The sequence below is a fragment of the Fictibacillus nanhaiensis genome (assembly GCF_049537595.1).
Classification (GTDB): domain Bacteria; phylum Bacillota; class Bacilli; order Bacillales; family Fictibacillaceae; genus Fictibacillus; species Fictibacillus nanhaiensis_F.
The window spans coordinates 1,365,863-1,380,097 of sequence record NZ_JBMULM010000001.1 but is presented as its reverse complement, the minus strand read 5'-3'; the positions used below and the strand labels follow the sequence as shown (position 1 = coordinate 1,380,097).

Below are 14,235 nucleotides of genomic sequence, written 5' to 3'. Positions count from 1 at the left end.
GTGTTTTGGAATTATCATTCTGACCATTAATCCAGGTTGTAAAGAAACTCCAATCCTTGACGGTACCATCCTCATTTAATAACCCAAGGAATATTCCATCACCTTTATCAACCTGCCATATAGCTTGAGCTGTACTATCCTTATCAGATATACCTATTATGTTCTTCGGTTACTCCAGGCATCAACTTTACTGCCCCCATCTTGTATCTTTTATGAAATCGATCAGAATAATATCTAAGTTCATCTTCTGACTCCTGAAACGGGGTAATGATATATACTTCTTCAACCACATTTTCATCCGTAAAGATGTTTTTGATTCCATCTCTGTACTTGTGCATTTCTCCAAGGGCTGTTCCAACGTTATTTGGCACTCGATATTTCGGATCATAGATAAATAGCTTTTCCCCTCGCTGAATGACGATGTCGGGAATCATCCTTTGGGTGAAGGTATAAAAAAGTGCTTTTGTGTTAGCTGCAACATGTTCTGGATTTCGATACTGAAACAACCGCTGGAATGAAATGGTGTCTCCGTTAATCAGTTTAACGGTACTCTCTTTGTTTTCAGCTAATGAAAGAAAGATTCCGTCTGATGTAGTTTTATAAAGCTGTGATGTATCAGCTAGCTCCCCGTTTTGTCTCGCGTGGTTGATTAGTTTCATGTAACACCACATCTCATATACTTGAAATGTGTCTTTTAACGGTATGTGATACTCAAATCCAATTTCATACTTCTGATGCTGATACAGCTTTTCAAACCATGTATTCCATTTTCGGTAAATCGGATGCTTTCTTAATCGCTGTGTGATGGTCACCTGGTCGTTATGAGGTTTGACACCAATCAAGAATGAATGGTTCAGTCAGTAAAACACCTTGTTTCTTAGTTTTTCTGCTTCCTCTTTTAACACACCATCCACATAATCACGGTATTGGGAGAGAAGATGTCTTAGTTCAAGAAGCTGTTTTTTTACTAAACGGTTTTCATACAGGTCGTTCGTTTCCTGCCGTTTAGATGTCCACACTTTATTAGGGACAAGCTGCTCTGTCCGACCATGGTTGCGTTCCAGCCAGAGTGAAGTTAACGTATGAACCTGCTGAATCTTTTCACGGTTCGTCATAAAGTTTTTCTGCTTAAGAACAGATAATGGGTTGCTATTGACTTTTTGAAACAGCAGCGATAACTCGTGAAAGCTTCTTTTTATGTACGACCACTGCGTCCATGACAGCGTACGTTCTCTTCCACTCGTATTGAACCCTTTATCCAGGCCGCTGTAATCAAAACAAACCGCCGCTTCCTCAAGGATCTCTCTCAGCATGATCTCATACTGCTCGGTCGTCATCTTTCTTTCATCCGTGTAGATGTATGTTTTAAGGTGAGTTCCGTTGACTTCAAAAGTTGCTTCACCTGATTGAAAGGGTGTTTGGAAAGTACCTCTAACTCCAGATTCATTTGGAACGTAGGGAAGAGGCATTTCGTTAAATAAGATAACGGGATTGCTTTCACCTTCCAGTTTCCACTCATAAGAAGTGGCTTCTCTTAAATAGGTTTCTTCAAGCGGCAGCCAGCCTTCTTCATTACTATTGATGTAGAACTTAACGCCAGAACTGGGTTGCTCCATAACGTTCCAGCTCCTTTTCCATTCTCAAGATATGACCATATGATTGAGACTCTTCTCCAAAGTGACCTTGGAATTTAGTTTTAAGCGTTGTAAGCAACTCGGCAATCCGCTCGTCACCTCTTAATTTCGGCAGCATCTTTTCACTAATTACTCTATCAAGTGCTGGCATTGAACCCAGACTAAACTCTTCATCGAGCTCCTTATTTCGAACCAGCTTTTGAATCATCTCATTCATCGTTCTGTAACCAAAGTGAAGGTCGAATGATTTCAGATCGTTGTGAAGTTCACAAAGAATCTCGTATTCGTTGCTCATCATGGCTTTTACAGATTGGTCCAGTGTTGACCAGTAATGTTTAAAATCAACCTCTGATAGTGTCATCACAAACGCTCGATCCAACACTTTATCAGATAAGCTATGAGTTGTTTCGTCTACATTTATTGTTCCTAATACATAAACATTTGGTGGAATACTTATCTTTTGTGGAATGTCGGTTACATCCTCTCGATTATGAAGCAGAATTTCTTTACGAGACTCAACAGCACTTAAGTAATCACTCAAGTAATACTCCACTCGCGCTAGGTTCATTTCATCCAGTACGATAAAATGCGGCTTATCCCGCTCTTTTTGAGCTGAGATCAAAACCTGTAGGAACTCCGTCATCACATACTTTTTCTCGAATGAACTGTAGTATCCAAATAAAGCTGTTGCATCCATCCAGTCTGGACGAACGGGAATAATCGTCAAATAAGGATTCTCAGACTCATAATCAAGACCATAAACAGCATTTGCATACAAACGGCACAGCTGCGTTTTACCTGTACCAGAAATACCGTTTAAGATAACAAAGTGTTTGTCATCAAGTGCAGTTAGACTTAGGTGGAAGTCACGGATAATATCTGTGGAAAATGTGAACTGACTTTCTATAATTGTTTCATAGATATCAACAAAAGAAAAATTGCTTACAAATTCCTCATCTTCCTCAGGACTTGGATTGTTATCAATTACATCTATTTCATCACCAAGATTTAGTCGCTCACTGGCTACCGCAAATATAATACTAGCTACTATTAAATTTTGCTTTATTTTAATTATTTCTTTGTCAAAAGACCTTGTTTGGTTATCGAATGTACCCATATAATACTTTGATTCTCTAGTAGGAATCTCATGTTCTTCTAGAAGATTTAAAGCTTTAGTTAAAATTGCTGAATTATCCTTTTTGTGAGAAGAAAACATCTTTCTAATCCACCATTCATTTACTGAAGAACCCAGCAATTCTCTTGCATCTGTATAAATATGAAAATGTCCTTCTAAATTAACCGCGACAACCTGATTGGGAGCATAATTTTGATCTCTGTCTAAATAATAGAAATAGCCTTTAGTAATTAGCTGATTATTATCATTTACAGCAATAGACTGTCTCCTTACTCTCGGTTTATAGCTCTCTGTTTTTCCAAAAATTACAGAATAGGATTGGTTCATAACCTGAATTGTTACCTCTTTAGTCCATTCGTTTGCAAACAAATCCAAAATATATTCTGCTTTATCACTTAATATTTTTTCTTCTATTAACAATTCTCGGATAGGAGTCGTTTTTTCCCAACATGTCGTAATATAGTTACTTAAATCTTCCCTACTTATTGCACCTTCTAAAGGTAGTTCAATCCCAAAATGAAAGGATGTACTCTTTCTTTGCTTTTTAATATCAGTAAAAACATTGTAGAAATTACTTTGATCAAAAGCTTCTCTTATATACCATGTTCCTTGTGTTTGTATTAATACATCGTTATCTAATCTCTCCACTGTTGGTAACATTCTACCTGTCTTCATTTCATACCAAATCGGATAATATTCTGAATCTATAGAAATATGTAATTTTCGATTAACTCCATTAAACTCTAAGGTTATTAAATTTACTTCCTGATTACCAATTCTTTCATTCAATGCAATATAATATTTTTTTCCAATCGATGAGTTCTTTTTTGATTCTTCATATTTTGGATTCTTGGCGTCATGATAAGTTGTATTTAAAGTAACGGAATAATCTTTAATGAAACGGCTATCATTTAAAAGATTATTCTCCCTACAAAACTGTTCAAAAAAAGGTTTAATCTCTACATGAACTTTATCTAAAACGTTCCGACATCTAGATGAAGTATCACCTTCATTAAATATAAATTGATAGTTTGATAAATCAAAAATATTTGTAACAGTGTTGTGCATGTCTTCCTCAGTCCTTTCTTCTTATACAAAAGATTTTAAATGAAAATTGATTAACAATCAGTTGTATTAACTCTATCCAACCACTCACTAATATGTACCTTCAACAACTCACCCTGCTCAATCTGCAAATTATGCCCTGCTGCATCCAACACTGAAAACGAAGCCCTTGGATACTTATCAAGTAAGTCATAAACATTCTTATAACCCGTTACATGGTCCTGCCTACCTGTTATAAACACACAAGGTTTCTCAAACACTTCTTGGTCTATTTTAAATGTATACCCATAAGCTCCTGAGACTTTCTCTAAGAACGCTGAATCCGCAATTTTCAAGCCAACGACTACTTCATCCCTGTACCTTTTCCAGGTGTATTCATTTAACTTCACATGAATGCCTTTGAAATCTTCTCTTTCTTCTTCTGTTAATGTAGTTAAGAATTCATGATCCACTTCTATATTGGTTTGTTCTGGCAATGTTCGGTCACTGTGATTGGGTAAGATCATTGGACAGATGAATGCTGCGCCCATTACACGCTCTGGCATTTTCGCGATGATACCTCTCATCATATAACCACCATATGATTGACCGGCCAGTAAGAACGATTGGTCAGGTAATAAGGTATCAATGAACTGAATGACCGCTTCTAGCATTTCATCAGAGTTTTGAATCGTTTCATAGTCTTTCGTCTTCCCCATTCCTGGCAAGTCGATATAGATGCATCTGTAACCTTCTCTCTCTTGAAAGATCGGTTCCATGCAGCCTTTCATTAGGCGGTGGTCGGGTGAGAACCCGTGAATCATCACGATCGGTGTCCCACTTCCGTATTCTTCATAATAGATGATCGCTTTCTGTACTTCGCAATACGACATATTTCAGCACTCCTTCTCTATAAAGGTGGTTCTCTGTCATTGAAGAAATTCCTTCTATTTTGGATTGAAACGAATATCATAACGGTGTTGTGTTAAAATGGAAAAAGAAAATGACGGGGAGGGCTATCTCTGAAGAACTATTTGATTCGATTGTTATTTGGAGTATTGACTGGCTTCGTTACGTATGGAATTTTAGTAATGTTTGATTTATATGACGGTGAACGTTCAAACCTGATCATAGTACCTTCTATAATATGTGGTGGATGGTTTGGGTGGTATGTGTATCGTAATTGGACCACTAAGAAAAATTGAATGTAAGCTAAGTGAAAGATAAAGAATTGAAGGAGCGTTTTGTTTGAGAGCTTATTTTATCCGGTTAGCGTTTAGCATCATGTCGATGGTCATCATTTATGGGATATTCTTTTTATTAGGATGGCACACGAAGAACTTTGCACCTTTCATCATCCTCCCACTTGGTTTAGCAGGGGGTTACGGTGCGCTTTATGTGTATAAAATGATTCAAGAAGCAAAAGCGAAGGAACAACTGTAATGAAAAAGGACAGGTCGGAAGTCATCATAACTTCTAACCTGTCCTTTTCTATTAAGAAACGGAATCGCACTTCGTTTCACAGTTTTTTGCAAGTGAGCAAGCCGCACACTTGCCTTGCTTACTTTTTTTGATGTGACGAAAAACGGCCCAGCCTGCATATCCAAATATAAGAGCCCCGAAGACAATATTGAAGATCATAAGTTCGTCCTCCCTCTCTTGTTAGTATCCTAAAAGTTTCCCGCCTTGATAGATGACGAGTGACAATACGTATGCGATCACGAGTGCATACCCGACAGAGAACCATGTCCATTTCGCAGATCCTGCTTCTTTACGAATCGTCGCGACCGTCGCTAGACACGGTACGTACAACAACACGAACACCATGAAGCTGAACGCGGATAGCGCAGAGAATTCGTTAGACAGTAATCCTTGTAACGAGTCAGCGTTCGGCACGTGGTAGATGATGTTCATCGCAGAAACGACAACTTCTTTTGCAAGGAATCCTGTGATAAGAGATGCCCCTGCTTGCCATGTACCGAATCCAAGTGGCGCTAAGATTGGTGCTAACACGTTCCCTATCATCGCAAGGAAACTGTCATCCATCGGTACATCGAATCCAGCTGGTCCTGCATACGACAACAGCCAGATCAGTACAGATCCACCAAAGATAAACGTTCCTGCTTTTTTGATGAAACCTTTTCCTTTGTCCCACGTACTACGTAGTAACGCCTTCCATTGAGGCATACGGTACGGCGGCAATTCCACAACGAACATAGAGAACTCTCCTTTTAAGATCGTAGAAGAGAAGATTTTCGCGAGTGTGAGTGCCACGACGATTCCGAGTACATAGAGTGAGAACACGACAAGTGCTTGATATTTCGCAAAGAACGCGCCAACGAAGAGCGCGTATACCGGAAGTCTTGCCGAACAAGACATCAGTGGTGTTAAGAGAATCGTTAACAGTCGTTCTCTTGGCGTTTCGATCGTTCTCGCTGACATGACGCCTGGTACGTTACAGCCGAATCCGATGATCATCGGAATGACGCTTTTCCGTTCAGACCAACCATCTCCATCGTACGGTCCATCACGAGTGCCGCGCGAGCCATGTATCCAGAGTCTTCTAAGAACGAGATTAAAAGAAACAGAATAAAGATCTGCGGTACGAACACAAGAACGCCGCCGACTCCGGCAACGATTCCGTCAAGCACAACCGCTTTTATAAAATTAGATGCGCCGACTGTGTTCAGTACGTTCGTAAGCCATGTCGTTAGTGAGCCTGAAATGAATCCATCCAAAATGTCCGATAAAGGAATGCCTAGCCAATCGAACGTGAGCTTGAACATCAAGAACATCGTTGCTAGAAAGATCGGAATCCCTAGAAAAGGATGCGTCGCGATCTTATCAATCTTTTCGGTAAGTGACTTGTTCTCTGACTCTTCTGTCACAACAGATGATTGAATCAACTCTTGGATGAAAGCTTTACGCACGGAATAGATCCACTTCGATGTGTTCGATGCTGCTGTTTCATCTGAAATCCGCTCGTTCGTTGCTTGAATGATGGAATCGATTCCTGCACTGTCCACAAGAGATCCGATATATTTTCTTACTTCTGCATTTCCTTCTAACAGCTGAATCGCTGTCCAACGCTTTGGAATAGAAAGGTTTGCTGGAAGTAGATGTATGATTTGATTGATACTCTCTTCAATGATTGTGCCGTAGTTCAACTTGAATGATGCATCCACTTTTAAATCATCGGTTAGTAGATCATTAATGGTCGCCGTTCCTTTACCAGAACGTGCGATAACCGGAACGACCGGTACCCCTAATTTCTCCGATAACAGCTGTTCATTGATTGTAATACCACGGCGCTTTGCAACGTCTGTCATGTTCAGTCCGATAATAACCGGCTTCTCGAACTCTAACAGTTGAAGGGTCAGCAACAGGTTACGCTCGATCTGTGACGCGTCCACGATATTGATCATACCGTCAAACGATTCGGTCACAAAGAAATTAGAAACGACCGCTTCGTCTTTTGATAATGGGCTAAGTGAATACACACCTGGCAGATCGATCAGATTCCCTTTTTTGTTCTTGATGATTCCTACCTTCTTCTCAACGGTTACACCGCTCCAGTTCCCCACATACTGATAAGTCCCTGTCAGGTTGTTGAAAAGTGAAGTCTTTCCTGTATTCGGATTACCGATTAAAGCAATGTTTAGCATTTTTTCTCAACCTTTATGTAAGATGCGTCTTGTAGTCTGATTCCTAGTGATTGGCCGCAGTTCTCAACCATGCATGGCCCTTTGAACGGAAGTTTGCATTGCAAGCATACTTGCGAACCTTCCGAGATGCCTAAGTCCAATAAGCGTCTTCTTACGCTTTCGTTTACTAATGATAAATCAATGATCGTCGCTCTTTCGCCTTTATTTAACTGAGTTAATAACATTGTTGTATCCCCCTATGGATCATAAGCATCTTTCTCACTATCATCCTAACATATCTAAAAGAGAATGATAACCACTATCAATTAAGTTTATTTTACAAGATTAACTATAAAGTTGCTATAGTTTTTTTCATACATAATTCAACACAGAAAAAGCGCTGCAAGATGCAGCGCTGAACGAGTAAATGACTAATTAGAGAAATTTAATTTATGGAACAAATAATACAATATAAACGATAAAAAAGAGTAATCCTAAAAAAGCAGAAATGACCTTAATCCACCATTTCTCTTTAAAGGTTAAGAAAATCACAAAAATAGTGATAATAAAAATCCATCTTGAAATTCGTTCATTAAAGCCCAAATAATCGGGTAGAACGATCGTTGTTATAAAGAGCATGATTGATACGACGAAAGAATACAAAATAATTCGTAAAGATAACAAGTGATTACTACCTCTATTCCTATTGTTTCAGTAGATGTATTCTCGAATTATCCTCTACAATCCTGCTCTCGATATAATTACTTCTGGCAGTTCGGACAATAAAACGACTTATGTGAAGAATGATCCACTCTCTCAATCGTTCCATCACATCTCGGACACTTCTCACCTTCTCGCTCATAGACATACGTATTCTCGTTATACTTCCCTGTCTGCTTATCACCTTCGTACATTGGAAAGTCCATATATCCACCAAATTGAATGGCTCTTGAAAGAACAGGTTTGATGCTCTCATACAATTGGTTTTTCTCTTCATCAGAAAGGTCACTCGCTTTTCGAAACGGATGTAACCTCGATTGAAAGCAAATTTCATCAGAATAGCAGTTTCCTATTCCAGCAATAAAGGATTGATCGACTAACAATGGTTTGAGTGCACCCTTTTTCCGTTTTAATCTATTTATGAACTCATCCCGCTGCAATTCAAATGGTTCTGGACCAAGATCACTGAGCTTTTCATCCAGTTCCGTTTGACTCAGTAGATGTAAATATCCAAGGCGAAGACCAATAAAATTCAGTTGCAGCTCTCCGAAAGAAAGAATGATCTGTTTCGTTCGATCCGGACTGTTTTTTGAAGTTCCGAGAAACATCAGTCCTCCAAGTATTAAATGAAGTAACAGAAACTTTCCCGAACTTAGTTCAAAGATAAGATGTTTTGCTCTTCTTTTAACAAAGGTGATATTGGACCCTTTTACAGAGTCAATAAAAGTTTGAACCCCTGTGTTGAGGGACTTCTCTCTGTTGATCTCTACGTCAATAATCGGCTTATGTAAGGTATTGTGGTTTAAAAACTCACGATACGTTTCCATCTCTGGTAATTCAGGCAATGGTTCCAACTCCTTCAATTCTGGTCTCTCTTGTTAGTATTGAATGGGTTGGATAAATTATGTAAATAAAAATAGCTTATCAATATGACTAACGTGTTCTCTTTTGGAGTACTTAAAGAATCGCATATAAATTAGCAAACGAAAAAGCACTGCAAATCGTAGTTATTGATTGCAATTGGACAGAGCTTTATTCCGTTATCGCACACGATTTTTGAATAGACCGTCTTAGAGCCAAAAATACGCAAAAAAAGCTGGCTCAAATTTGATGTCTATCAAATCAATTGAGCCCGCTAGTTATTTTCTTTTAAAACGCACCTTCTCCACCCACAATTGGCAGAATCACATTGCTTTTTTTAGGATCCATCGTGATGATGGTTCCTGCTTTTGGTCTTATGGAATAATCGTAATCGCTGGAGATAAGCACGATGCCGAGCTTGTGTCCACTCTCAAATACATAATCGTCTGGCTGCATCGTCCAAGTGAAGGTGTACTCTTTTCCTGGAGTGAGCGATTTGGATCGTAAATCGGACTTCAGATTTTGTGGGTCAGTCCAGCCTCTCGTTACGATTTTCGCCTGATTATCTGGGTCGTAATCAACGAGAAGTGCTGTCAGGTTGGCCACTGGCTTACTTAAGGACGCCCGGATGCTGACTTCTGGTGTTCCGCTCATGCGCAGCGGTTTTTTCAGTTCACCCGTTACATAGGCAAGTCTGTTTTCGTTTTGTTCAGATGGATTCACCACAAGGCTTTCCGCTTTTTTCATTGCATCATCGACAATGGTCTGCGTTTCTTTTTTTCCTTCAAAACGGTCGAGACTGATTGTTCCTCCGCTTTGCCCCGGGTTCAGATGCAGCTTCGTGTCCAATGCATCGGTTGCCGGCCAGTTTGATTCGGTGTGCCATGTTCGGTCTTCCCGCTGGATATCTACCACCGGCTGTTCCATGACATCATTTTCAATATTGTACAGCCAATGATCAAACCATTTATTGAGGGTCTCGAGCCAAACGTCTCTTCTGAAACCATACGGACTGGAATGACCGCCCTGGTGTAGCCAGAGTTTTCTTGGCACATCCTTTTTACCAAGAACCTCCCACCACTGAGCAAATTGCTGTGTTTTTACATTCCAGTCGTTGAGTCCATGCACCATCAGGACACTTGCTTCGACTTTATCGGCATTTTTCGTATAGTCACGCGCTTCCCAGAAGGCATTATAATCTCCGTTTTCACGGTCCTGCCCGTCTGTTAGCTCTTCAATGACAGGGGCGCACACTTCCGGATTTTCTCTTGTTAAAATGGCCTCGGCCATGTTGTCTGTGTCTTCCCCCTGATAACCGCCGGGAGCCGTAACTGCCCCGTTGCTGCGGTAATAATCATACCAACTGGAGATCGCGGCAATCGGCACAATCGTCTTCAGTCCTTCCACGCCAGTACCGGCAACCGCATTCGGTAATGTTCCGTTGTAAGAAACCCCTACCATACCAACGTTCCCCGTTGTCCAGTCTGCTTTGATCTCGTTTCCTTGTGCATCATAGGCCTTTGTTCTTCCGTTCAGCCAGTCAATAACCGCCTTCGTCCCAAGGATTTCCCGGTAATCTCCCGTTGTCGGGCAGCCGGTAGAATCGCCTGTCCCAATACTTTCAGCTAAAACTACAGCGTAGCCCCGTGGAACAAAATAATTATCATAATATCCCGGCAGGTCTGCTGCTTTCGGTGACTGTACTTGAGTGCTTTTCCCTTTTCCTTTGACCGTATTCAACTCATGATCCACATCATAAACGGGAACGTTTTTTATTCCCGAGCGATAAGGACTCATTTCATAGATGACAGGTACTTTCAAGCCTTCTTCCGTTTCCTTTGGCCGGATGATATCGGCATGCACTCGGTCCAGCTTGCCGTCAGCATCACTATCAAGCGGCACCTCAACATAGACAGTCTCAGTAATCGCTTCTCCTAACGAATAGACAGGCTGGGTCATGCCATTTTTGACCAAGATGTTCTGAAAGTTGTTTTCCTCCGCCGTTATGGGTAATGGACCTGCACCCAGCAGCAAAGAAACGGTAAGAACTGAGCTTACGAGCAAACTGCGCTTTGTCTTCAATTGCCATTCGCCTCCATGATTATAAAAGTTCACTGCTTCACTACCTGTCTATTATTCTATGAAAAATTTGTATGACCCTTCCGAATGTAATAAGACACAACCAAAGTAATGGTTTATATTTCCATGAAAAGCGAAGGATAGGTACATAGTCCTTCTTAAAAATTTTAAGATGTCTTTATAGATGTCTTTACATCTGTTTATTCTCATGTGATTTTGAATTCTGCAGAATGGAAGTGGGGGCTTTTAACCTTTGGGGCTGGCATCAGGTATTTGGGGTATAGTTGTATCCTCCTTTCTTTTCATCGTTGTTAGTTTCATGACTTCGGTACCTGAGAAAAAAGCCAATGAATTCCTGACCTATGTAATACAGAATTAGGGAAATTCAGAACATCAAAAAAGATGTAAATAGAGGCTGGGACAAAACCCGACCTCTGTAATAAAGTAATATCTTCCCTTATTCCACAATCCTGCTCGTTTGTTGAATAAATTCCATAAAAAAAGGCGGTAATCCTTCTTGGATCAACTCACCCGTTTGTTTAATAGTGGTTAAAAATGCTTTTTATTAAGCGGAACATCATTCTTGGAATAAAAGTTAAGATGTTCCATAGCAATTCAAATAATAATTCACTTCTAATTTCCCTGAATATACCCCTAATAGATCTCCTGTATCTGCTTTTGCTCATTTTCATACTTTCTTCTACTCCATATGTCATTTTCATACCTTTATTCACTCGTGCTTATTCCACCATCCTGCTAAAATGTGCTTTAATCCTTCTTGGAACAACGCACCCGACTATAAAAAAAGAAAAGCAAGTTAGAGAAAAAATGTAGTTAAAACCATTGCTAAAAATGGAAATAGAACAAGTAACAATACTACTATTCCTAGCTTCAAATTACTTTTTATTTGAAGTAACTCTTTTTTAGCTTTTTTCTTATTTCTAAGTGACCAGATAATTATCCCTATCCAATATATCGCCAAGAAAATATAACCTAATGTATTCATAAGCCACCTTGTAATCGATTAGTCCTTAACAAAGAAAACATTTCCTTATTCAACAATACTGCTCGATTGTTGAATAAGAACAACATATTTTTAATTTAATTATATATTCAATTTAACCATCGGCTAATCCTTTTCAGCTAATATTGGTAAGCCTTTTTCAAGTGATTCGCTTATGTACTCCAAAAGAGAACCCGTTACAAAATGACCATCTTTGTTATGTGCATCTACTATGTCCAATCATTTCTGTGACTACGAATAAAATCAATGTCCTCTAGATAATGGTCCAGATGCCCTTCGTCTATCATTTTTTGAAAAGCTAAGTCACCTTCACTCGCTTTTCTTTCAATGGTTCTGCACAACCCTTTTAACCTGAGCAGCACCATCTCCAAGAAATCAGGATCCACTTCCTCACCATACCCCTCAAAAAACAATCGAACTCTTTCTTTCATTCGTTCTGCATGCTGGCTACGATTGTAATTTAGGGTTGCACCTGTTGCATCTAAATACAATCTGCTTAAAGGCACGCACGTGTAGAGAGTATAGGCAATGTCCCAAAGTCTCGGCCCAGGAGCCGCTACATCAAAATCAATGATTCCAACAGGTCGTTTTTGATCAAAGATAATGTTATAAATGGCAAAATCATTATGGCAAAGCACCTCAAAAGGCTCTGGAGTGTGATCGATCGGTTGCCAACCTTTTTCTATAGGGAAGTCTGTTACAGCATCGTGATAGCATCGAAGCATTTTGGCTATCTCCATTAGTACATCATCTGACCACATGTACTTTTTTAACGGGTAATGACTAGCTTCACCTTCAATAAAGGACAGGATCTCTCTACCTTTTCCATCAATGCCTAGAAATTTAGGAGCATAACTAAAACCTTTGTATTCTAGATGCTTTAATAGCTTGTGAACTCTAATGCTTTCTGGGTTTAACTCACGTCGAACCGTATTTCCTATTCGATATACGGTTGATACATTTCCACCAGTTAGTTTTTCTTCGATTTCGTTGTTTGGCATCTAATCTACACCTCCTTATTCTCTGTAATAAACTTTCCCCTGTCATTTAAAGAATTAAGTCCTGTTTATAAACTATTCCATGTTCTAAATAGACTTTTAACAGGACTAATGCTTCTCCCCAACCTACAGCACATCCAATGCAGGCACTTATGTCTTTTTCTGAATGCGTATAGCCAGATTCATGAAGTACTAATAATGTACCGTTTTTATAAGGTTCAAGTTTAATGGTTACTGTTGAACTTTGTTCTCCGGGTGCCCACTGAAACACAAATTTTTGGTTTGGAATTGCTTCAATTATTTCTCCGCCATCTTCTATCGTTGCATTTTCATTACCGAAGTTTAGCCACCTCAAGCGAATTTCACCAGTTCCTTCTGGATCGATCTGTAAAGACGTGTCATCTGTAAACCATGCATTCCAACCTTGAGCTGTTGAAATTGTATAATACACTTCTTCTAATGGTACTTTTATATAGGTTTTATGATTTATTTCTGGCATTTCTACAATCCTCCTTACACTTATAGTAGTTTTTGATAATTGAGTTTCTAACATTTATCGCTTTAACAAGTTTTGGGGTTAGGTTTAATCATCTAAAGTTCGCGTACACTCCAAACTATCTCTCCACTCTCGTCCCACGTACTGTGGTGACGTTCAAATCCCAGCTTATCTAGTACGCGGAAGGATGCAGCATTCCATGCCCTTACCGTCGACCAAAGCTTGTGTCGACCGGTTGCAAATGCAGCATCTAAGACCACAGTTGCTGCCTCAGTCGCATAGCCATTACCGTGTACTTTTTGAAACAACTCGTATGCAATCTCCGGTTCTTCAAGTGTAGAACGACCAATAATTAATCCGCAGTACCCAATATAATCGCCTTCATCTCGACGACGAATGGTGAGCAAGACTATTCCGCTTTCATATGCTCGCTTGTGTAAGGTAGTGACATTCTCACGAGCAGTAACTATAGTCGGCATACCTTTGCCCCGTTCCGCAACAAGTTCTCTATACCATGATGCATCTGATTCCTTCCATAGACTAAGGGATAGTCGATCGGTTTCCATCTCAAACGTCATAGGTTTAAATTTAGCTGTCATT

At 39.7% G+C, this 14,235-nt stretch carries 13 protein-coding genes and 1 pseudogene; 1 reads left to right on the top strand and 13 read right to left on the bottom strand.

Annotated elements, in window-relative coordinates; genetic code table 11:
* Positions 1-143 precede the first annotated feature (143 nt).
* From ACOZ9X_RS07010 to ACOZ9X_RS06995, 4 genes are read right to left on the bottom strand one after another with little or no spacing between them, the layout of a single operon-like run.
* A complete protein-coding gene (locus ACOZ9X_RS07010) occupies positions 144-842 on the bottom strand; it encodes a nuclease domain-containing protein (protein WP_423417539.1) in 699 nt (232 codons plus the stop codon).
* A gap of 15 nt (positions 843-857) precedes the next feature.
* The gene (locus tag ACOZ9X_RS07005; RefSeq protein WP_423417538.1) at positions 858-1,616 is read right to left on the bottom strand and encodes a DUF2357 domain-containing protein; all 759 of its coding nucleotides are present in this window, start codon (positions 1,614-1,616) and stop codon (positions 858-860) included.
* On the bottom strand, positions 1,591-3,837 hold the full coding sequence (locus ACOZ9X_RS07000) for an McrB family protein (RefSeq protein ID WP_423417537.1): 2,247 nt from the start codon (positions 3,835-3,837) through the stop codon (positions 1,591-1,593). The genes ACOZ9X_RS07005 and ACOZ9X_RS07000 overlap by 26 nt, the downstream gene beginning before the upstream one ends.
* Positions 3,838-3,887: 50 nt before the next feature.
* Positions 3,888-4,706, bottom strand: coding sequence for an alpha/beta fold hydrolase (locus ACOZ9X_RS06995; RefSeq protein WP_423417536.1), 819 nt, complete (start codon positions 4,704-4,706; stop codon positions 3,888-3,890).
* Positions 4,707-5,061: 355 nt separating this feature from the next.
* Here ACOZ9X_RS06995 and ACOZ9X_RS06990 point away from each other — a divergent pair, with 355 nt between their 5' ends.
* Positions 5,062-5,256, top strand: coding sequence for a hypothetical protein (locus ACOZ9X_RS06990; RefSeq protein WP_423417535.1), 195 nt, complete (start codon positions 5,062-5,064; stop codon positions 5,254-5,256).
* 51 nt (positions 5,257-5,307) lie between these two features.
* Here the strand turns inward: ACOZ9X_RS06990 and ACOZ9X_RS06985 are convergent, their stop codons facing one another.
* The 9 genes and pseudogenes from ACOZ9X_RS06985 to ACOZ9X_RS06945 all read right to left on the bottom strand — a co-directional run bounded on the left by ACOZ9X_RS06985 (position 5,308) and on the right by ACOZ9X_RS06945 (position 14,234).
* Positions 5,308-5,454, bottom strand: coding sequence for a FeoB-associated Cys-rich membrane protein (locus ACOZ9X_RS06985; protein ID WP_066395307.1), 147 nt, complete (start codon positions 5,452-5,454; stop codon positions 5,308-5,310).
* Between the two features lie 21 nt (positions 5,455-5,475).
* Positions 5,476-7,478, bottom strand: a pseudogene (feoB, locus tag ACOZ9X_RS06980) (ferrous iron transport protein B).
* Entirely contained in the window at positions 7,472-7,702 is a 231-nt protein-coding gene (locus tag ACOZ9X_RS06975; protein WP_066395311.1) for a FeoA family protein, read from the bottom strand. The pseudogene feoB and the gene ACOZ9X_RS06975 overlap by 7 nt, the downstream one beginning before the upstream one ends.
* Positions 7,703-7,907: 205 nt before the next feature.
* A complete protein-coding gene (locus tag ACOZ9X_RS06970; RefSeq protein WP_423417534.1) occupies positions 7,908-8,141 on the bottom strand; it encodes a hypothetical protein in 234 nt (77 codons plus the stop codon).
* A gap of 77 nt (positions 8,142-8,218) precedes the next feature.
* Positions 8,219-9,022, bottom strand: a complete 804-nt coding sequence (mutM, locus tag ACOZ9X_RS06965; protein WP_423417533.1) for a DNA-formamidopyrimidine glycosylase — start codon at positions 9,020-9,022, stop codon at positions 8,219-8,221.
* 304 nt (positions 9,023-9,326) lie between these two features.
* Positions 9,327-11,120 carry a Xaa-Pro dipeptidyl-peptidase gene (locus ACOZ9X_RS06960; RefSeq protein ID WP_423417532.1) on the bottom strand — a complete coding sequence of 598 codons (1,794 nt, stop codon included), beginning with the start codon at positions 11,118-11,120 and terminating at the stop codon, positions 9,327-9,329.
* Positions 11,121-12,350: 1,230 nt separating this feature from the next.
* The gene (locus ACOZ9X_RS06955; RefSeq protein WP_423417531.1) at positions 12,351-13,142 is read right to left on the bottom strand and encodes a phosphotransferase; all 792 of its coding nucleotides are present in this window, start codon (positions 13,140-13,142) and stop codon (positions 12,351-12,353) included.
* 46 nt (positions 13,143-13,188) lie between these two features.
* Positions 13,189-13,638, bottom strand: coding sequence for an SRPBCC family protein (locus tag ACOZ9X_RS06950; RefSeq protein WP_423417530.1), 450 nt, complete (start codon positions 13,636-13,638; stop codon positions 13,189-13,191).
* A gap of 92 nt (positions 13,639-13,730) precedes the next feature.
* Entirely contained in the window at positions 13,731-14,234 is a 504-nt protein-coding gene (locus ACOZ9X_RS06945) for a GNAT family N-acetyltransferase (RefSeq protein WP_423417529.1), read from the bottom strand.
* Position 14,235 lies beyond the last annotated feature (1 nt).

Coding starts and splice junctions, on each gene's coding strand:
- ACOZ9X_RS07005 (WP_423417538.1), bottom strand. CDS start 1,616: ATGGAGCAACCCAGTTCTGGCGTTAAGTTCTACATCAATAGTAATGAA.
- ACOZ9X_RS06975 (WP_066395311.1), bottom strand. CDS start 7,702: ATGTTATTAACTCAGTTAAATAAAGGCGAAAGAGCGACGATCATTGAT.
- ACOZ9X_RS06985 (WP_066395307.1), bottom strand. CDS start 5,454: ATGATCTTCAATATTGTCTTCGGGGCTCTTATATTTGGATATGCAGGC.
- ACOZ9X_RS06995 (WP_423417536.1), bottom strand. CDS start 4,706: ATGTCGTATTGCGAAGTACAGAAAGCGATCATCTATTATGAAGAATAC.
- ACOZ9X_RS07000 (WP_423417537.1), bottom strand. CDS start 3,837: ATGCACAACACTGTTACAAATATTTTTGATTTATCAAACTATCAATTT.
- ACOZ9X_RS06945 (WP_423417529.1), bottom strand. CDS start 14,234: ATGACAGCTAAATTTAAACCTATGACGTTTGAGATGGAAACCGATCGA.
- ACOZ9X_RS06955 (WP_423417531.1), bottom strand. CDS start 13,142: ATGCCAAACAACGAAATCGAAGAAAAACTAACTGGTGGAAATGTATCA.
- ACOZ9X_RS06950 (WP_423417530.1), bottom strand. CDS start 13,638: ATGCCAGAAATAAATCATAAAACCTATATAAAAGTACCATTAGAAGAA.